Source organism: Pseudomonas sp. FEN, assembly GCF_904067045.1.
In the GTDB taxonomy this organism is placed as follows: domain Bacteria; phylum Pseudomonadota; class Gammaproteobacteria; order Pseudomonadales; family Pseudomonadaceae; genus Aquipseudomonas.
The window spans coordinates 36600-53881 of sequence record NZ_CAJFDC010000012.1; the positions used below are offsets into that span (position 1 = coordinate 36600).

General features: G+C 62.6%; 20 protein-coding genes and 1 pseudogene. 9 read left to right on the top strand and 12 right to left on the bottom strand.

The features are described 5' to 3' along the window. Nucleotides 1–49 precede the first annotated feature (49 nt). Nucleotides 50–982, top strand: a complete 933-nt coding sequence (locus PFEN_RS12280; protein ID WP_191487103.1) for a LysR family transcriptional regulator — start codon at nucleotides 50–52, stop codon at nucleotides 980–982. A 25-nt stretch (nucleotides 983–1007) separates the two neighbouring features. Here the strand turns inward: PFEN_RS12280 and PFEN_RS12285 are convergent, their stop codons facing one another. From PFEN_RS12285 to PFEN_RS12295, 3 genes are read right to left on the bottom strand one after another with little or no spacing between them, the layout of a single operon-like run. Then, nucleotides 1008–1541 carry a DUF2937 family protein gene (locus PFEN_RS12285; RefSeq protein ID WP_191487104.1) on the bottom strand — a complete coding sequence of 178 codons (534 nt, stop codon included), beginning with the start codon at nucleotides 1539–1541 and terminating at the stop codon, nucleotides 1008–1010. Nucleotides 1542–1552: 11 nt separating this feature from the next. Then, nucleotides 1553–2329, bottom strand: coding sequence for a class II glutamine amidotransferase (locus PFEN_RS12290; protein ID WP_191487105.1), 777 nt, complete (start codon nucleotides 2327–2329; stop codon nucleotides 1553–1555). Between the two features lie 32 nt (nucleotides 2330–2361). Then, complete coding sequence (locus PFEN_RS12295; RefSeq protein ID WP_191487476.1) at nucleotides 2362–2931, bottom strand: MFS transporter; 570 nt, start codon at nucleotides 2929–2931, stop codon at nucleotides 2362–2364. Between the two features lie 20 nt (nucleotides 2932–2951). On the opposite strand from PFEN_RS12295, the gene PFEN_RS12300 reads away from it, so the two are divergent. Both PFEN_RS12300 and PFEN_RS12305 read left to right on the top strand, forming a co-directional pair. Beyond that, a complete protein-coding gene (locus PFEN_RS12300; RefSeq protein WP_191487106.1) occupies nucleotides 2952–5003 on the top strand; it encodes a S9 family peptidase in 2052 nt (683 codons plus the stop codon). Nucleotides 5004–5094: 91 nt separating this feature from the next. Further along, a complete protein-coding gene (locus tag PFEN_RS12305) occupies nucleotides 5095–5568 on the top strand; it encodes a cyclic nucleotide-binding domain-containing protein (RefSeq protein WP_191487107.1) in 474 nt (157 codons plus the stop codon). Here the strand turns inward: PFEN_RS12305 and PFEN_RS12310 are convergent. Continuing rightward, nucleotides 5565–5846, bottom strand: coding sequence for a hypothetical protein (locus PFEN_RS12310; protein WP_191487108.1), 282 nt, complete (start codon nucleotides 5844–5846; stop codon nucleotides 5565–5567). The two genes, PFEN_RS12305 and PFEN_RS12310, sit on opposite strands and share 4 nt — an antisense overlap. Before the next feature lie 82 nt (nucleotides 5847–5928). Between PFEN_RS12310 and PFEN_RS12315 the strand changes: the two genes are divergently transcribed. Both PFEN_RS12315 and PFEN_RS12320 read left to right on the top strand, forming a co-directional pair. Further along, on the top strand, nucleotides 5929–6615 hold the full coding sequence (locus PFEN_RS12315; RefSeq protein WP_191487109.1) for a spermidine synthase: 687 nt from the start codon (nucleotides 5929–5931) through the stop codon (nucleotides 6613–6615). Nucleotides 6616–6665: 50 nt separating this feature from the next. Beyond that, nucleotides 6666–7040 (top strand): YajD family HNH nuclease, encoded by a 375-nt coding sequence (locus PFEN_RS12320; RefSeq protein WP_017124556.1) that lies wholly within the window; start codon nucleotides 6666–6668, stop codon nucleotides 7038–7040. Nucleotides 7041–7052: 12 nt separating this feature from the next. Here the strand turns inward: PFEN_RS12320 and PFEN_RS31435 are convergent, their stop codons facing one another. After that, entirely contained in the window at nucleotides 7053–7934 is an 882-nt protein-coding gene (locus tag PFEN_RS31435) for a methyl-accepting chemotaxis protein (RefSeq protein ID WP_412071435.1), read from the bottom strand. Further along, nucleotides 7908–9056 (bottom strand): annotated as a pseudogene (locus tag PFEN_RS31440) (methyl-accepting chemotaxis protein); the annotation flags it as partial. The pseudogene PFEN_RS31440 and the gene PFEN_RS31435, both read right to left, overlap by 27 nt. A gap of 135 nt (nucleotides 9057–9191) precedes the next feature. Here PFEN_RS31440 and PFEN_RS12330 point away from each other — a divergent pair. Then, nucleotides 9192–10094 (top strand): HD-GYP domain-containing protein, encoded by a 903-nt coding sequence (locus PFEN_RS12330; RefSeq protein WP_191487111.1) that lies wholly within the window; start codon nucleotides 9192–9194, stop codon nucleotides 10092–10094. Between the two features lie 55 nt (nucleotides 10095–10149). Here the strand turns inward: PFEN_RS12330 and PFEN_RS12335 are convergent, their stop codons facing one another. Beyond that, the gene (locus PFEN_RS12335; protein WP_191487112.1) at nucleotides 10150–10731 is read right to left on the bottom strand and encodes a TetR/AcrR family transcriptional regulator; all 582 of its coding nucleotides are present in this window, start codon (nucleotides 10729–10731) and stop codon (nucleotides 10150–10152) included. A gap of 125 nt (nucleotides 10732–10856) precedes the next feature. Between PFEN_RS12335 and PFEN_RS12340 the strand changes: the two genes are divergently transcribed. Together PFEN_RS12340 and PFEN_RS12345 are read left to right on the top strand one after the other, a co-directional pair. Next, nucleotides 10857–11564 (top strand): glutathione S-transferase family protein, encoded by a 708-nt coding sequence (locus PFEN_RS12340; RefSeq protein ID WP_191487113.1) that lies wholly within the window; start codon nucleotides 10857–10859, stop codon nucleotides 11562–11564. A 48-nt stretch (nucleotides 11565–11612) separates the two neighbouring features. After that, the gene (locus tag PFEN_RS12345; RefSeq protein ID WP_007926908.1) at nucleotides 11613–12080 is read left to right on the top strand and encodes an RNA methyltransferase; all 468 of its coding nucleotides are present in this window, start codon (nucleotides 11613–11615) and stop codon (nucleotides 12078–12080) included. 50 nt (nucleotides 12081–12130) lie between these two features. On the opposite strand, the gene PFEN_RS12350 is transcribed toward PFEN_RS12345, so the two are convergent. Both PFEN_RS12350 and PFEN_RS12355 read right to left on the bottom strand, forming a co-directional pair. Then, complete coding sequence (locus tag PFEN_RS12350) at nucleotides 12131–13369, bottom strand: hypothetical protein (RefSeq protein ID WP_191487114.1); 1239 nt, start codon at nucleotides 13367–13369, stop codon at nucleotides 12131–12133. Nucleotides 13370–13393: 24 nt separating this feature from the next. After that, nucleotides 13394–13843 (bottom strand): YcgN family cysteine cluster protein, encoded by a 450-nt coding sequence (locus tag PFEN_RS12355; protein ID WP_191487115.1) that lies wholly within the window; start codon nucleotides 13841–13843, stop codon nucleotides 13394–13396. 156 nt (nucleotides 13844–13999) lie between these two features. Here PFEN_RS12355 and PFEN_RS12360 point away from each other — a divergent pair, with 156 nt between their 5' ends. After that, nucleotides 14000–14593, top strand: a complete 594-nt coding sequence (locus PFEN_RS12360; protein WP_191487116.1) for a nitroreductase family protein — start codon at nucleotides 14000–14002, stop codon at nucleotides 14591–14593. 88 nt (nucleotides 14594–14681) lie between these two features. Here PFEN_RS12360 and PFEN_RS12365 read toward each other — a convergent pair whose 3' ends face one another. From PFEN_RS12365 to rnd, 3 genes are all read right to left on the bottom strand, one after another. Next, complete coding sequence (locus tag PFEN_RS12365) at nucleotides 14682–15614, bottom strand: D-2-hydroxyacid dehydrogenase (RefSeq protein WP_191487117.1); 933 nt, start codon at nucleotides 15612–15614, stop codon at nucleotides 14682–14684. A gap of 126 nt (nucleotides 15615–15740) precedes the next feature. Further along, nucleotides 15741–16034, bottom strand: a complete 294-nt coding sequence (locus PFEN_RS12370; RefSeq protein ID WP_191487118.1) for a YcgL domain-containing protein — start codon at nucleotides 16032–16034, stop codon at nucleotides 15741–15743. After that, on the bottom strand, nucleotides 16031–17164 hold the full coding sequence (gene rnd, locus PFEN_RS12375) for a ribonuclease D (protein ID WP_191487119.1): 1134 nt from the start codon (nucleotides 17162–17164) through the stop codon (nucleotides 16031–16033). Before rnd ends, PFEN_RS12370 begins: the two co-directional genes overlap by 4 nt. Nucleotides 17165–17282 lie beyond the last annotated feature (118 nt).

Here is a 17282-nt window from a genome sequence, read left to right on the forward strand (position 1 = left end):
GCGTCCAACTAATAAAAGTCCTGCCCTGGCATAAGAAAAAGTTGATTGCATGAACCTCAAATTTCTCGAAACCTTCGTCTGGGTCGCGCGGCTGAAGAGTTTTCGCCTGACGGCGGACAAGCTCTTCACCACTCAGGCTTCCATTTCCAGCCGCATCGCGGTGCTCGAAAGCGAGCTGGGGGTGAAGCTGTTCCTGCGTGATTCCCGCGGTGTCAGCCTGACCCCCGAAGGGCTCAAGGTGCTCGACTATGCCGAGCAGATGATGGACACCATGCAGGCGCTCAAGCATGCCATCGAAATCAGTTCGACCAAGGTCGGGCGCTTGCGCATCGGCGTGATGGATACGGTGATCCATACCTGGCTCAGCCCGTTGGTGGCGCAGATGTCGGACCGTTTTCCGCTGGTGGAAATCGAACTGGTGGCCGATACCGCGCTGAACCTCTGCGATCAGTTGCAAAAAGGCTTTCTCGACCTGGTGCTGCAGACCGATCTGCTGCGTCAGGAATCGATTCGCAGCCTGGAACTGATCAGCCACCCGATGGGCTGGGTGGTGGCCAGCAACTCGATCTATAACCGCGAATACGCAAGCCTCGCCGAGATCGCCCGGGAACGGATCGTGACCTTTTCGAAAAACTCGCGACCGCACCAGGAAATTCTCGGCCTGATGCAGATCCACGGCGTTCCGACACCACGGTTGAACTGCGTGAATTCGGTATCGGCGATTACCCGGCTACTGCGCGACGGATTCGGCATCGGTGCCCTGCCGCCGGTGCTGGTCAGGGAAGAACTGATGCGCGGCGAGTTGACCTTGCTGGCCCTGGATGTACGCCCACCGAACCTGGAAGTGGTGGTGTCCTGGCGGGTTGGCGTGGAGTTGGTGGAGGAAATTGTCGCGCTGTGCCAGGAGGTACTGCACAGCTACGCGGACAAGCTGGGCGAGCAGTATGTGGTTCTGAGCAAGCCCACCCTCGCCCACCAATGACACAGGACTTGTGTGGGGGGGACTCTTACCAACCCCGCTCACGCCGCGCCAGGCGTTCGCGCTGGCGCTTGCCGCCCAGCACCACCCAGTCCACCAGGCGGAAGAAGCCTTCGATCACGAACGAGAACAACAGCGCCGCGCCCATTGCCCAGCCGATCGCCTCGGGCGACAACAGCACCTGGTAGGTATAACCCTGCAAGGTTTCCTGGCGGATCGCCGGATCGGCCGCATACGCCACCTGCAACGCCCGTTTGTACCAGGGGCCCTGCATGGCCTGGAACTGGTCGTCCAGCAGGCGCTGACGGTTGAGCAAGGTGCCAAGGCTCTCGGCATCGCTACGAAACACCGGATCGTCACTGGCGCGGTAATGCGCCACCAGCGCTTGCAAGTCACCGTTGAAGAACTGCTCGGCGGTCTTCTGGAACCCCTGAAGACTGGTCTGCGCCTCAATCAGGTGCGCCTCGACCCGCTTGGCATAGTCATTGATGAAGCCCGGTACCTGGACCCCGATCAACAGGCCCAGGGTAAACAGAATCAGCCGCAGGTAACTCAACCACATAACGGACTTCCTTATTCGGTCTGGCCCTGGCTGACGCATTCGCCGCGCCGCCACAGGCTCCATTGGCCCGGTTCGTAGCGGGTCCAGGTTTCGTTTTCAGTCAGGGGTTCGGTGGCAATCACCGTCACCACGTCATTGGGCGTGGTTTCGGCCTGGAAGTCGACGATCACGTCGACATCCTTCAAGCGCGCCGGCCCGAACGGCGCGCGCCGGGTGATCTGGGCCAATTTGCTCGAGCAATAGCAGAACAGCCAGTCGCCGTCGCTGAGCAGGCAGTTGAACACCCCCTTGCCGCGGTACTCGGCACAGGCCTGGACCAGCGACGGCAATAGCACTTCGATGTCCACCGGCTCGGGAAAGTCCTGGCGCACGCGATTGAGCAAGTCACAGAAGGCCGCTTCGCTGTCGGTATCGCCCACCGGGCGATAAAAGCCGGTCGGTGGCTGAAAGTCCGCCAACTGGCCGTTGTGGGCGAAACACCAGTTGCGTCCCCACAGCTCGCGGACAAAAGGATGGGTATTGGACAGGCAGACCTTGCCGACATTGGCCTGGCGGATATGCCCGATCACCACTTCGCTCTTGATCGGGTAACGCTGTACCAACTGCGCGACCTCGGACTCGCAGCTCGCCGCCGGATCCTGGAACAGGCGCAAGCCCCGGCCCTCATAGAAGGCGATGCCCCAGCCGTCGCGATGGGGCCCGGTACGTCCCCCGCGCTGCATCAGGCCGGTAAAGCTGAAAACGATATCGGTCGGTACATTGGCGCTCATGCCCAACAATTCACACATGCTCGGACTCTCGCTTCAATGCAGGGACGCCGTTACAGACGCGGTTCGACCCGCGGACGACCATTGCCACCGGTCGGCGGCTGGCGCCCATAACGCTCGCCGCGATCGACCGCCGCGAACGGTTGATCGTCTTCCTCGGGCTCGGCCTCCGGGGGCGTGCCAGCGGCTACCGGCTGCGGGCGACGGGCCTTGATGGAGCGCTCGATGGGCCAACGAATCAAGGCAAAGACCAGATAAACGCCCACGGCGATCATCAAGTACATGAACAGATCGGAAACCGCGCGCCAGGCGTTATTGCCGACCTTGAACAGCAGGTCCAGGGCCGTAATGGCCACCGCCGGGGCGAATTTTTCCTTCACCGGGTCGATAATGGTCGGGCTGAACAGCAGCACCGCCATCACCACGCGCAGCGGCTCGCGCAACCAGCGCCAGATCCAGCGGGTCAGGCGAAACCACACCAACAGGCAGCCCAAGGCGGCGAAGGCGTAGCAGCCCCAGGCGATCAGATAGTCGTTCTCGGTCATGGTGTCCATGGCAAGGCAGGCAAATAGATGCCTATGATAACGGCTTTTCGCCGGTCCGGCTGCCCCGCCGTCAGCGATCCGCCCACAGAGAGTTCACCATGTCCCTCGCCAACAGCGCCAACAGCGCCCCGATTGCCCGCCGCGACGCGGGCGCGGACCCTTACGCCTGGTTGCAGGAGCGCGACAGCGATGCCGTGCTCGACTACCTCAAGGCCGAAAACAGCTACCAGCAGGCCCAACTGGCCGACCAGAGCGAACTGCGCGAAACCCTGTTCGAGGAGATCAAGGGCCGGATTCTCGAAACCGACCTGTCCCTGCCTTCGCCCTGGGGCCCATTCCTGTACTACACCCGCACCACCGCCGGCGACGAATATCCGCGGCACTACCGCTGCCCGCGTCCGACCGATGACAGCCTGAGCGTGGATGCAAGCGCCGAAGCCCTGCTGCTCGACCCCAACGTGCTGGCCGCGGGCGGTTTCTTCTCCCTCGGCGCATTCAGCGTCAGCCCGGATCATCGGCGCCTGGCCTATAGCCTCGACACCAGCGGCGAAGAGGTCTATCGCCTGTACGTCAAGGAACTCGACAGCGGCGCGGTCAGCGAATTGCCGTTCGACGACTGCGACGGCAGCATGACCTGGGCCAATGACAGCCAGACGCTGTTTTTCGCTGAACTGGACGATACCCATCGCCCGCACAAGCTGTATCGCCATCGCCTCGGCGACAGCACGGCCGAAGAGGTCCTGCGGGAAACCGACGGGCGCTTCTTCCTGCATTGCTACCGCAGTAGCTCCGAGCGGCAACTGGTGGTGTTGTTCAATAGCAAAACCACCAGCGAAGCCTGGGCCCTGGACGCCAACACCCCGGACCAGGCCTTTACCTGCCTGGCACCACGGGTCGAAGGCCACGAGTACTTCGTCGACCACGGCCAGTATCAGGAACAGTGGAGCTGGTTTATCCGCAGCAACCAGGACGGCATCAACTTCGCGCTGTTTCAGGCCCCGGACCACGGCGTGCCAAGCCGTGCCGACTGGCAATTGCTGGTGCCCCACGACGATCAGGTAATGCTCGAAGGCCTGACCCTGAACGCCTCGGCCCTGTGCCTGAGCCTGCGTGAAGGCGGCTTGCCGATCCTCGAAGTGCGGCCCAAGGGCCTGCCGCACTATCGCGTGCAACTGCCGGATGCCGCCTACAGCCTCTACGTGCAGGACAGTCTGGAATTCACCAGCCCGACCATCCGCCTGCGCTACGAAGCGCTCAATCGCCCGGCCCAGATCCGCCAATTGACCCTGGCCAGCGGCGAACAGCGCGTGCTCAAGCAAACCCCGGTGCTCGGCGACTTCGATCCGGATGCCTACGTCAGCCAGCGCCTCTGGGCCACGGCCGCGGACGGCACGCGAGTGCCCATCAGCCTGGTGGTCAAGCGCGAATTGCAAGGCCAGGCCACGCCCCTCTACCTCTACGGTTATGGTGCCTACGGCGAAAGCCTCGACCCATGGTTCTCCCACGCCCGCCTGAGCCTGCTGGAGCGAGGCATGGCCTTCGCCATCGCCCATGTGCGCGGCGGCGGCGAATTGGGCGAAGCCTGGTATCGCGCCGGCAAGCAGGCGCACAAGCAGAACAGCTTCGATGACTTCATCGCCTGCGCCGAGCACCTGATCGCCGAAGGCCTGACCACCTCCAAACAACTGGCCATCAGCGGCGGCAGTGCCGGCGGCCTGTTGATCGGCGCCGTGCTCAACCAACGCCCGGAACTGTTCCAGGCCGCCATCGCCGAAGTGCCGTTCGTCGATGTGCTGAACACCATGCTCGACCCGGACCTGCCGCTGACCGTTACCGAATACGACGAATGGGGCAATCCCGAGGAGCCCGAGGTCCATGCGCGGATCAAAGCCTACGCGCCGTATGAAAACGTGCGTGCCCAGGCCTACCCGGCGACCCTGGTGATCGCCGGCTACAACGACAGTCGCGTGCAGTATTGGGAAGCGGCCAAATGGGTGGCGAAATTGCGGGCCACGAAAACCGACGAACATCTACTCTTGCTCAAGACCGAACTGGGTGCGGGCCATGGCGGCATGAGCGGTCGTTACCAGGGATTACGTGACGTAGCCCTCGAATACGCCTTCGTGTTCAAGGTTCTGGGCCTGGTCTGAGGAACTCTGTCCGGCGTCCTGGTCTTAACTCTGGGCCGTCGGGTTTCAATGCCCGCACAGAATAACAAGCGACAAGAAAAGACCGTGAGCCATGTCAGAGCCGACCTTACTGAATAACGAAATCCGCGACATGCTGATGGACTGCGGCTTGTTCGCCACCTTGCTACCGGCGGACTGCCTCGCCGCTGCCGGCTATTTCAGCATCAGCAGCGTCGCCAAGGGCGAAGCCATCTTCAACGAGGGTGATGCCGGGACCTTCATGTGCATCATTCATCGCGGCAACGTGAACGTGCAGAAGAGCAACGCCGAGGGTCAACCGGTGGTGATCGCCACCTTGCGCGCCGGCCGGGCCTTCGGCGAGATGGCGGTGCTCGATGGCGAACGGCGCTCGGCCAGTTGCGTGGCGGCCAGCGATTGCCAGTTGCTGAACCTGGGCAAGGACTCCCTGGAAAAGATGCTCCACGACGCGCCGAAGATCGCCGCCAAGATCATTCGAGCCATCGCCATTGCGCTGTCCAAGCGACTGCGCATGGCGGATGGCCAACTGCTCTCGCAACAGGTCTAGCTGGAGCTTTCCTGCGCTTTATCTGTTTTCTCAGCCTTGTCGTTCTGCTCCGGGCCCGGCTGGGTCTGGTCCTTGGGCGGCTGCGGCAACTCAATGCTCGGCAGCGGCTCGCCGGGCTTGGCTGGCGTGCGTGGGGTGATCTGCGGGGATGGCGTCGGGGTGGCGGTACTTGGCGCCCCCGGTTTTGGCGTGACCGGCACTGGCGAAAGATCCTCGGCCCGTGCAGTGGTAATGGTGAGCGCGGTCAAGGCAATGACCGCTACAATAGCGCGTTTCATCAATGGCTCCGTTGCCAGACTTCTCTGTCTGCCTTCAGGCTACTCGCAACGCGGCTATTTTGCCCCTCCCAATGAGATTTCCATGAAACGTTTCGTGCTGCTGGACACCACCCCGATTCCCGAAAACGGCGGTGCCTTGTGCCTGTTCGAGTATGGCGAAGACTTCGTGATCAAGATTCAGGGCGGCGACGGCGGGCAGTTGATGAACACCCGCATGCACGGCTCCGAGGATGCCCTGGCGGAAATCCCCTGCCGCAAGGTCGCCGGCCGGCCGCAATCGCGGGTGCTGATCGGCGGCCTGGGCATGGGCTTCACCCTGGCCGCGGCGCTCAAGCACCTGGGCAAGACCGCCGAAGTCGTGGTCGCCGAACTGGTGCCAGGGGTCGTCGAATGGAACCGCGGTCCGCTGGGGGAAAAAGCCGGGCGGCCGCTGGACGACCCGCGCACGCTGATTCGCCTGGAAGACGTGGCCAAGGTCCTGCAGGCCGAGCCCAATGGCTTCGATGCGATCATGCTCGATGTCGACAACGGCCCTGAAGGCCTGACCCAGAAAGCCAACAGCTGGCTCTACTCGAGCGCTGGCCTGAACGCCTGCGCCAAGGCCCTGCGGCCCAAGGGCGTGCTGGCGGTGTGGTCGGCCAGCGCCGACAGCCACTTCTGCGACAAGCTGCGCAAGGCCGGCTTCAAGGCCGAGGAAGTCCAGGTCCATGCCCACGGCAACAAGGGGACGCGCCATACCATCTGGATCGCCGAGAAGCTCAAGAACTGAGCTAGACTTTGCCGCATAACCGTCATTAACCCCTTCGACAAGGTGACCCCATGAGTTCGGCCAACCCTCCCTCCCATACCGCCAAGCTGGACCGTATCCTGGCCGATGCGAAACGCGATAAAGAGATGGGCTATCGTGACAAGGCGCTGAAAATGTACCCGCACGTCTGCGGTCGCTGCGCCCGTGAATTTTCCGGCAAGCGCCTCAGCGAGCTCACCGTGCACCACCGCGACCACAACCATGACAACAACCCGCAGGACGGTTCCAACTGGGAGCTGCTGTGCCTGTTCTGCCATGACAACGAGCACTCGCGCTACACCGACCAGCAGTACTTCGGCGATAGCTCCCTGAGCAGCCCGAAGATCGCCAAGGCCACTCACAACCCGTTCGCGGCGCTGGCCGGATTGATGAAGAAAGACGAGTAATGGCTACACCGGCTAGACCGTAAATCGCTGGACCAGCACGCTGAGATCACCGCCCAGGCGTGATAGCTCGAGGCTCGCCGTCGCCGTGCGGGCACTCGACTGCGCCGATGCGTCGGCAATATGGCGCACGCGTTCCAGATTGCCGCTGATCTGTTCGCAAGCGCGGGTTTGCTGATCGGCGGCCGTGGCAATCTGCGAGTTCATCGACTGGATCAGCGACGCCGACTGGCGAATTTCACTGAGCACGCCACCGGCTTCACGGGCCAGGACCACACTGGACAGACTCATGTCCTGGCTCTGGCGCATGATTGCCGTGGCCTGCTCGGTACCGCCATGCAGGGCCGCGATCAGCCCCTCGATTTCCTCGGTGGAGCGCTGGGTGCGCTGGGCCAGCGCCCTTACTTCATCGGCCACCACCGCAAAGCCTCGCCCCGCCTCACCGGCGCGCGCGGCTTCAATAGCGGCGTTGAGTGCCAGCAGATTGGTCTGTTCCGCCACCTCGCGGATAACCCCGAAAACACCGCCGATGCGTTCACCGTCTTCACGCAGACGCTCCATTGCCAGGGCGGAGCGATCGACATTGAGCACCAGGGCTTCAAAGTGCTCGATTGCCTGGCTCACCACACGATTGCCCTCGACACTGCGTCGCTCGGCCGCCTGCGCCGCCTCCGAGGCCTGCTGGGCATTGCGGGCGATATGCTGGGCACTGTCGACCATCTCAGCCATGGCGCCGGCAACCTCTTCGGTCTGCTGGCGCTGTTGCGAGATTCCCGCGCTGCCGTGGGCGGTGACCGTCGACAAGCCTTCGGCGGCCTGGGTCAGTTGACGCGTGCCGTCGCCGATGCTGCCGATCAGTTGACGTAGATGCCCGGCCATTTCCCGCATGGCCGTCATCATTTGTCCCAGTTCGTCACGCCGACGGCTTTCCAGGTTACCGGTCAGGTCGCCCGAGGCGATCTGCCGAGCCAGGGCCAGGGTCCGCTTGAGCGGCGGGACGATCTGCCGGGTCATGGCCCAGGCCGAGAGCAAACCCAGCAACAGCGCCAGGGCTCCCGCCAGCAACAGCTCGCCGCGAGCCATTCGCACATCGTGAGCGCGCCCTTGCAATTGCAGTTGATAGACCGCCGCACTCAGTTGCTGCAAGTCACCCGCCTGCGCCAGCATCGCCTGTTTCGCCTGCTGGCTCTTGAGCACGCTGTCGCTAAAGTCCACGACCCGGTCCTGGTAGGTCACCGCCGCCTGCAACGCTCCGAGCAACGGCGTCTGCAAGGCATCACCCGGCAGTTGCCCATACAAATCGTTACCTTGCACACGAATCCGGTCGGCCATCTGCGAAACACGCAACTGCGCTTCGGGCAGCGGATCGGCGATATACAGGCGCACCTGATCGCGCAATTGCGCCATCAGCCATTGCAGCTCGACCACCGACTGCGCCTGATCGACGGTGACCGCCGGATCGCTGCGCATTTGCAGGAAGAATTGGCTACGCAACCGCGTCAGTTGCTCGGCGATATTCTCCATCACCGGCACCATGGCCCTTTCCGCTTCGCGGGCCTGGCGCCGGGCCGCGACGAACTCGGCAAAACTCTGCTGATAAGCCCGGGCCACCTCGCGGATACGCGTGAGGGTCGCCTGTGCGTCGGTTTCCAGGCTCATCTGCAATTTGTCGACACCAGCATACAAAGCCTGCATCTGCCCGGCATAGGCGTCGACCGCCGCGCTTTGCCCGGTGCGCTCGAATTCGTTTTCCTGCAAGCGCACGGCGGCGATCTGCGTGTCCAGCGAGACACTGTCCACCAGCGCTTCGCTACGCATCGTCAGTTGCCCGATGCTGTACCAGGCGATGCCGCTCAGCAGCGCCGTGAGCAGCAACACGATGCCAAACCCCAGCGTCAACTTGCGGCGTACCGAAGCGCCCATCAACCAGTCGGCGACCATAACGAACTCTCCTGTGAGGCCGTCAGCCGGCCGAGGCAATGCGCCAAATGCCTTGAGGCACGTTGAGATGACTGGCATTCTAAATCGATCGATCTAAAACACAAGGCCAAGATTTTTTCCAACGGCTGTAATTTAAAGCCCTATACCCTCTCAACAGGGCAAAGTGCCTGCATGTAGGACATCCTCCTTGTTTCTGTACCGAGAACGCCGTCGATGAAGCTGAACCAATTGATTCAAAAGCTGCTGGGCGCCCGCCAACCGACGCAGGTTTCGCGCCCGGCACAGGAATTGCTGTCGAGCCTGCTGGTGATGGCCTGGGTGGTGGAGGCGCGGGATCCCTACACCGGCGGGCATCTGTGGCGAGTGGCGCAGTTCTGCGAGCTGCTGGCGCAGAAAGCCGGCTTCGCGGCGGAGGAAGTGGCGCGGATCGCCTTGGGCGGTTTTGTCCATGACCTGGGCAAGGTTGGTATTCCCGACGCGGTTCTGCGCAAGGCCGGACCCTTGAGCGACGAGGAATACGCCGTGATCAAGACCCACCCCGACATCGGTTTTCGGCTGCTGCATGCCCACCCGCTGGCGGTGTTGGTGGAGGACGCCGTGCGCCTGCACCATGAGATGCCCGATGGCCGGGGTTATCCCTTGGGGCTCAAGGCCGGCGAGATTCCGCACCTGGCAAGCATCGTCGGTATCTGCGACGCCTTCGATGCCATGACCAGCACCCGCCCCTATCGTGCGGGCATGCCGCAGGCACAGGCGTTACAGATCATCGGCAAGAACCTCGGCACCCAGTTCGACGCGCACTTTGGCGCGTTGTTCATTCAACTGGGGGAGTCAGGGGACTTGAGCCCGATCATCGGCCATACCGACCAGGGCATTCCCCTGCGGCACTGCGCCATGTGCGGGCCGACCGTGGTGCTCAAGCGCGCGCACCGCGCCGGCGATCATGTGTTCTGCGGCAATTGCGGCGCCGACTATGTGCTGCACCAGACGGCACCGGGCAGTGCGCTGGAACTGCAGGCCACCGGCGCGGCCGGCAGCGCGAAAGATCTCAGCCCCGAGGCCGATGTCGAGTTGATCGAGCGCCTGGTACAGCGTCAATTCGCCCCGGCCCTGTAGGTGCGAGCCAGCTCGCGCCTACAGCCATCCATCCGACTGCCATCATCAAGACAGATTATTTCAATAACCCAAAGAGCGGTCGCACCAGCCCTTCCAACAGTTCCCGTTCCGGCCTTGAACGGGCCAGCACCCGCAGTCCCATCAATACCCCCAGGCACAGGCGCGCCAGATCGTCCGCCGGTTGCGACATATTGATGCTGCCCTGGGCCTGGCCGGCACTGATACAGCGCCGGAAAAAACCTTCCATCCCCTCCTGGACCGTGGCCAATACCGCCTTGAACTCTGGATCGTGGGGCGCCACCTCAAGGGCCGCATTGACGATAAAACAGCCCTTGTGCTCGGGGTCGCTCAGCGACAGTTCGATGATCTCGTTGAAGAACGTCAGGATGGCTTCGCGGGGTGGCAGTTGCTGCTCCAGGCGTGCGGAGCGTTCACAAAAGCCACGCTTGATGTAGTGATCGAGCGCCAGGGCGAAGAGCGCGCGCTTGTCACCGAAAGCGTTGTACAGGCTGGCCCCGGTAATCCCCATGGCCAGCGCCAGATCCCGTACGGAAGTGGCCTCGTAGCCGCGGGACCAGAAGCAGCGGATCGCCGCCTCCAGCGCCGCGGCCTCGTCAAATTCTCTGGGTCGCGCCATAACTCACACATGGATTCAAATTGAAGTGGCGCAGATATTCGTTGAAACACACGACGATTGCCATGCACCTGGGCTTGGCCTATTTTATATCAATCGATCCAAAATATCAGCCAGGACCTTTCGACATGATCCGTTTCTTTTTCCACCCGACGCCCAATCCGGCCAAAGTCGCCCTGTTTCTTGAAGAAGCAGCGCTGCCCTACGAATGTGTGCCGGTCGATACCAGCAAGGGCGAACAGCACAGCCCGGAGTTCCTCGCGATCAATCCCAACGGCAAGGTTCCGGCGATCCTCGACAGCGAGGGTCCGGACGGTCGCGAAGTCCGAGTCTTCGACTCGAATGCGATCCTGCTGTACCTGAGTGAGAAGACCGGGCTGTTCGGCGGCGAGCCCGGTAATCGGGGCGAACTGTTGTCCTGGATGATGTTTATCGGCACCGGTCTGGGCCCCTTCTCCGGCCAGGCGGTGCACTTCCAGTACTCGGCCCCGGAAAGCATTCCCTATGCCATCAATCGTTATCGTCGTGAAGCCGAGCGGCACTACCGGGTACTGGACCGGCATCTGGCCGGGCGCGACTATATCGTCGGGGACAACTATTCGATCGCCGATATCTCGGCCTGGGGCTGGATCGACCGGGCTGCGCGCGTGCTCAAAGGCGAAGCGTCGCCATTGGCGGCCTACCCCCACCTGTCGGCCTGGTTCCAACGCATCGACGTTCGTCCGGCCGTGGCTCGTGCCCGCCAGGTCGGCAAGAGCCATGCTTTCAAGCAGGTCAACGACGAGCAAACCCGCCGCGCGCTGTTCCCCTCGAACTATCCCGACACCACGAGCTGACGGAGATGCCGGTATAATCGTGTCTTTTTTCTGGAAGGCACCCGGCTCGTGGCAAACAAAAGGTACAGCTGCATTGGTTTGTATAACCCCAAGTCACCGGAGAACGTCGGCTCGGTGATGCGTGCGGCTGGCTGCTACGGCGTGGCCTCGGTGTTTTACACCGGCAAGCGCTATGAGCGGGCCAGGGACTTCGTTACCGATACCAAGAAAGTCCACCAGGACATTCCGCTGATCGGCATCGACGACCTGAAGAAAATCCTGCCGCTGGGCTGCGTGCCGGTGGCCGTCGAACTGGTGGAGGGTGCGCGCTCGCTGCCGGAATACACCCATCCGGATCGGGCCCTGTATATCTTCGGCCCGGAAGACGGTTCGCTGGACAAGGACATCCGCGACTGGTGCGAGGACGTGGTGTATATCCCGACCACCGGTTGCATGAACCTGGCGGCGACGGTCAACGTGGTGCTCTATGACCGTCTGGCCAAGGGCAACAACACTCGTTCCGGCCCCAAGTTCTAGTCTTTCAGCGTCGGCCAGCTTGCTGGCGATGCTGCTCCGAAAGACCAGCATTACTTCAGCAGGCTGCTGGCCAGCACCTTCGACGGCTCGCCCATCACGTTCTCGCACAACTGGATGAACTCCTGGGTATTGACGGTATCCAGGCGCATCGCAGCACGGCTGACATCGTCCAGGGAGTGCTTGCCATCGGTCTGCTGGCGAATCTCGCGGTCCAGTTCCTGCAACAGCAACACCGCCCGCGAAACCGTCGCCCCACTCACCTGCTCGCCCCGCAACGTGGTGACCTTGCGACTGACCCGGGCCAAGCGCTCCTGCAACGCCTGATAACGCTCCTGGCTCATCCCGCCGGCACGGCGCACCAGCTCGATCGCGTAATACTGCGCCAGCCCTTCGCCGATCCAGTCACTGCGATGGTTGTCGTTGATCCGCCCGAACACGTGAACCAGCTCGCGCACCAAGGCACTTTCCCCGGACTCGCTGATCAGCGGGCCGGTGCTGTGCAGGTAGATCGAATCACGGGCCGCCAGGCTACCGTGCATCATCGGCCCACCAGCCCCCACCACCAGCAATTTGCCGGGGTTGCGCGGAAACACTTCCTGCATTTTGGGCCAGACGAAGGTCAGCAGCGTCAGCACATCCATGCGTCGCATGTGCTCGCCACGAGGCGCCGTGACCGTGACATCGGTCTCCCCCAACCGGGTCCGCCGGCTGCCCAGGTCACCGGCCAGCATCCAGCCGACAGGCCGATCAAACAAGCGCGAGACATTGTCGATCCGAAAACGGTTCTTGCCGATGCGTGGCCAGGCGGTTTCGACGCTTTTCCAACCGTCGGGCAACTCGAACTCCAGACGTGAAACCAGTTCACTACCGTCCTGCTGATCCAGATGGGCCGGCGGCACCAGGTCTTCCCCACGCAACAGCGCCCAGGTCGGCGTCATGCGGCTGGCAAAAGTGCCATTGCCGCGTGGATGGCTGATGCTGACCCGATAACTCAGGCTGGCCTTGCCCGGCGCCGGACGCCAGACACCGCGACGGCTGTCGGTCGTCAGGCCGGGAATCAGTTGCCACTGCCCATCGGCCTTGAAGTCGCGGTAGTAACCTTGGGTGCCGAGATCGAAATCCAGGCTGCGCACCGCCGCCCCCTGGGTCAGGGTCAGCCGCACTTCGGCCTGGTCGCTCTGGGGTAACAGGCGGACATGATAATCCAGGTCGACCTTCTTCCCGGCCCAGCCCATGCCGCTGAACACCATCAGCAGCAGGAACAGGGGTGATCGGCAATGTAACGACATGGAACTCCTTGGGAAATGCGCGAATCAGCCGGCGCGGAAAATCAGGTGATCTTCCCAATCATCCTCGGGCACGCTGCCTTCGGCCAGCATGCGCCCGGACTGGGAAATCCGCTCGTGATGTACCGCATCGCGATCACCACAGACCAGATGGTGCCAAAGTGGCAGGTCCTTGCCTTCGCTGACCAGGCGATAGCCACAGGTCGGCGGCAGCCACTTGAACTGGTCGGCCTGGCCCGGCGTGAGCTGGATGCAATCCGGCACCGAGTCGCGACGCTTGGCGTAGTCGCTGCACTGGCAGGTTTTCAGGTCCAGGAGCTTGCAGGCAATGCGTGTGTAATACACGCTGTTGTCCTCTTCGTCCTCGAGCTTTTGCAGGCAGCACAGGCCACAACCGTCGCACAGCGATTCCCACTCCTCCTGATCGAGTTGCTCAAGGGTCTTGCGTATCCAGAAGGGTTCGACTTTCGCGGCCATGGTTCAGACATCTGCATCGGGGAGTGAAAAGGCCGCCAGTCTAGTGCGCCGCGCCGTCGCGGCCAAGCGCCGGCGACTGTCGGTTGAACAAGACTTGTCAGCCCGCTCGCGGCACAGTAGCTTTCTCCTCTATTTTCCCCCGTCAGGACTTCCCCCATGAGCGCCAACCCACGCGTCGCCGATTATCCGATCGACTCCCAGTTCATCCAGCGCTGGTCGCCGCGCGCCTTTACCGGCGAAAGCATCCCGGAAGAAACCCTGCTGAGCTTCTTCGAAGCGGCCCGCTGGGCACCTTCGGCCTATAACTCGCAACCTTGGCGCTTTCTCTATGCGCGACGTGACACGCCGAACTGGGAACGCTTCCTCGGCCTGCTGAACGAATTCAACCGTGGTTGGGCGCAGCACGCCTCGGCCCTGGTGATCGTGATTTCGAAAACCACCTTCACCGCCCCCGGCGCCAGCGAGGAAACCCCAGCCTTGTGGCACACCTTCGACACCGGCTCGGCCTGGGGCCATCTGGCGCTGCAAGCCAGCAACAGCGGCTGGCATAGCCATGGCATGGCCGGCTTCGACCAGGAGCTGACCCGCAAGGAACTGAAGGTTCCAGAAGGTTATGCGCTGCACGCGGCAGTGGCCATCGGCAAGCTCGGCGACAAGGCCAGCCTGCCCGATTACCTGCAGGCCCGTGAGGTGCCAAGTCCACGCCTGCCGTTGAGCGCGCTGGTAGCCGAAGGTGATTTCAGCCTGTAGCCCAGAGGCTGTTCACTGTCACAACGAGAATGAGCAGCACCAGCCGTGGGAGCGGAGCTTGCCCGCTCCCACAAAAACCTCGCCAGACTCAGTAGCCGCGCTCGAAATCCACTTCCCCGCGCAGTGTTTCCCCGGCCTGGTAGGCCCGCAGGTTCTCGATAAACAACTGCGCCATCATCGTCGGCGAAGTCGGCGCCGAACTGTGCCCCGTCAACAGCAACCCCCAGGCCGTCCAGAACGGATGCCGCTGCGGCAACGGCTCTTGCCGGCAAACGTCGATCACCGCCCCCGCCAGATGCCCTTCCTTCAAGGCCTCCACCAGGTCAGCATCGACCACCGCCACGCCACGCCCGACATTGATGAACAACCCGCTGGGCTTGAAGCGCTTGAACAGCGCCGCATCGAACAGGTCATGGGTATTGGGTGTGTTGGGCAACAGGTTGATCACGTAGTCCACCTGGCCAACCCACTCGCCCAGGGTATCGAGCGCCGTCACCTGGATGAACGGCGCCTGCTCCCGCGCGGTACTGGCAATGCCATACAACTCGACGCCGAAGGGTTGCAGGAACTGCGCAACGCTCTGGCCGATATCCCCGGCACCGACAATCAATACCTTGCGGCCGGCCAGGCTCTGGCCCGCGCGGTTGTCCCACTTGCGCTCGACCTGACTGACCAGGCGGGCCAGGACCTCGCGCTCATGCCCCAGCATGTAGGTCAGCACATACTCGGCCATCACCTGGCCAAAAATCCCCACCGCCCGGGTCAGGCGGTAATCGCGTGGCAGGCCCTCGCTCAGCAGCGGTGTGACACCCGCCCAGGTCGATTGCAGCCACTGGGGCTTGTGCCCCTGGCGCAGCAGGGTTGCCAGCAGATCCGGCTGACCCAGCCAGACCGGACAGTCGGCCGCCATCCCCGAAAGCGTGGCCAAATCGCCGCTGGTCATGACTTCAAGTTCAGGAACCCCCTCGCGCAGCAGGCGGGCATAGAGGGCGTGGTCGTGTTCGGCAATCAGAACGCGCATGGTTCAAACCTTTCAAAAGCGGTGCAGGCAGCCGCCGACGGAGTTCGCTCCATCGTCATCGGCCACTGCCAGAAAATACAGTCCATTTGAATCGAGCACTCCGGACAGAGCACTCAGGGATAGCCATCAGATCGGATCATTGCGCCGCAACAGCTCTTCGGGCAAATGTTCGATGTATTCGTCTTCGGCCGGCGGCATCTGCAAGTGATACCCCTGCTTTTCGAGATTCTCCAGCACCTGGTGGATATCTTCGCGCGACAACTTGCGCTCGGGCGTCAGGACCAGGTCGAAGGCGTGGTGCGGTTTACCGAAAGCCAGCAGCAGATTCTCCGGAACGCGTTCCAGGGCATCGCTTTTGAGCACATAGAGGTACATCTCGTTCTTGCGCGGGCTTCGATAGATCGAGCAGATACGTTTCAAGGCTGTTCTCCGGCGGCGGCCAGGCTGTCGAGCAGCGCCTGGCCCATCAACTCGCGGCGCCAGCCACGCAGCGAATCGGGCAATTGGTAAGGTCCATCGGGGAAGCCGCTCTTGATCAGCGCTTCCAGGGTTTTCTTGCGCAGCATCAACTCCGGCGCGATGCCCAGGCGCTCGGCTTCGGCCTGGCCGAGGGCACGCAGGCGCTTGATCAACGCCGAAGCCTCGATCGGCAACGGCTCGGGCACCTCTGGCGGCCATTGGTCCATCGGCGCGCTAGCGGCCCGCTTGATCAGTTCCAGCAGGAACTCGCCGTCCTGGCGCACGGTACGCGGGTGCATGTCCTCGATGCGGGCCAGTGCCACCAGGTTGTCCGGCTGGCTCTTGGCCAACGGCCACAAGGAGTGTTCACGCACGATCCGGTTACGCGGCAGATCGCGGGCGCGGGCTTCACGTTCGCGCCAGGCGCACAACTCGCGCAGCACGACCAATTGGGCCCGGGACAGTTTCCAGGCCAGCTTCGCCTCGCGATAGACCTCGTAAGGATCGACCTCGCGACGCAGATTGGCCACCAGCTCCGCACCATCTTCCAGGACCCAGGCGTACTTGTCGGCCGACAGCTTCGGGTGTAGGCGCGTGTAGACCTCGGCCAGATGCACGGCATCCTCGGCGGCGTAGCTGACCTGTGTCTCGGACAGGGGCCGCTGCAACCAGTCCGAACGGGTTTCGCCCTTGGGCAACTCGATGCCAAGGACTTCCTGTACCAGGCGCGAATAGCCCATGGAGAATCCGAGGTTCAGGTACGCGGCCGCGAGCTGGGTGTCGAACAACGGCACTGGCAAGCTGCCGGTCAGGCGCAACAGCACTTCGAGGTCTTCACTGCAGGCGTGCACGACCTTGACCACCGCCGGGTCTTCCAGCAAGGCGGCCAGGGGCTGCCAGCGGTCGATGCTCAGCGGGTCGATCAGATAGGCGCGCTCACCGTCACCGATCTGGATCAGTCCGGCAATCGGATAAAAGGTGTCGACCCGCATGAATTCGGTGTCGAGGGCAACAAAGGCTAACTGTTGCCATTGGGCGCAATGCCGACCGAGGCTATCGTTGTCGCGAATCCAGTGAATATCGATGGCCACACGGCTCTCCCTTGAAGAATGGCACGCAGTATATCTCGCCACCGGGGTTTGCGAGCATTCACTCTGCAAGCGCATAGACGAAAGAACCTACTGAGCAACAAGAATAGCCTTACCCAGC

Excerpts from the sequence above, each read along its gene's own strand:
- PFEN_RS12280 (WP_191487103.1), top strand. The coding sequence starts at position 50 with ATGAACCTCAAATTTCTCGAAACCTTCGTCTGGGTCGCGCGGCTGAAG.
- PFEN_RS12285 (WP_191487104.1), bottom strand. The coding sequence starts at position 1,541 with ATGTGGTTGAGTTACCTGCGGCTGATTCTGTTTACCCTGGGCCTGTTG.
- PFEN_RS12290 (WP_191487105.1), bottom strand. The coding sequence starts at position 2,329 with ATGTGTGAATTGTTGGGCATGAGCGCCAATGTACCGACCGATATCGTT.
- PFEN_RS12300 (WP_191487106.1), top strand. The coding sequence starts at position 2,952 with ATGTCCCTCGCCAACAGCGCCAACAGCGCCCCGATTGCCCGCCGCGAC.
- PFEN_RS12305 (WP_191487107.1), top strand. The coding sequence starts at position 5,095 with ATGTCAGAGCCGACCTTACTGAATAACGAAATCCGCGACATGCTGATG.
- PFEN_RS12310 (WP_191487108.1), bottom strand. The coding sequence starts at position 5,846 with ATGAAACGCGCTATTGTAGCGGTCATTGCCTTGACCGCGCTCACCATT.
- PFEN_RS12315 (WP_191487109.1), top strand. The coding sequence starts at position 5,929 with ATGAAACGTTTCGTGCTGCTGGACACCACCCCGATTCCCGAAAACGGC.
- PFEN_RS12320 (WP_017124556.1), top strand. The coding sequence starts at position 6,666 with ATGAGTTCGGCCAACCCTCCCTCCCATACCGCCAAGCTGGACCGTATC.
- PFEN_RS31435 (WP_412071435.1), bottom strand. The coding sequence starts at position 7,934 with ATGACGGCCATGCGGGAAATGGCCGGGCATCTACGTCAACTGATCGGC.
- PFEN_RS12330 (WP_191487111.1), top strand. The coding sequence starts at position 9,192 with ATGAAGCTGAACCAATTGATTCAAAAGCTGCTGGGCGCCCGCCAACCG.
- PFEN_RS12335 (WP_191487112.1), bottom strand. The coding sequence starts at position 10,731 with ATGGCGCGACCCAGAGAATTTGACGAGGCCGCGGCGCTGGAGGCGGCG.
- PFEN_RS12340 (WP_191487113.1), top strand. The coding sequence starts at position 10,857 with ATGATCCGTTTCTTTTTCCACCCGACGCCCAATCCGGCCAAAGTCGCC.
- PFEN_RS12350 (WP_191487114.1), bottom strand. The coding sequence starts at position 13,369 with ATGTCGTTACATTGCCGATCACCCCTGTTCCTGCTGCTGATGGTGTTC.
- PFEN_RS12355 (WP_191487115.1), bottom strand. The coding sequence starts at position 13,843 with ATGGCCGCGAAAGTCGAACCCTTCTGGATACGCAAGACCCTTGAGCAA.
- PFEN_RS12360 (WP_191487116.1), top strand. The coding sequence starts at position 14,000 with ATGAGCGCCAACCCACGCGTCGCCGATTATCCGATCGACTCCCAGTTC.
- PFEN_RS12365 (WP_191487117.1), bottom strand. The coding sequence starts at position 15,614 with ATGCGCGTTCTGATTGCCGAACACGACCACGCCCTCTATGCCCGCCTG.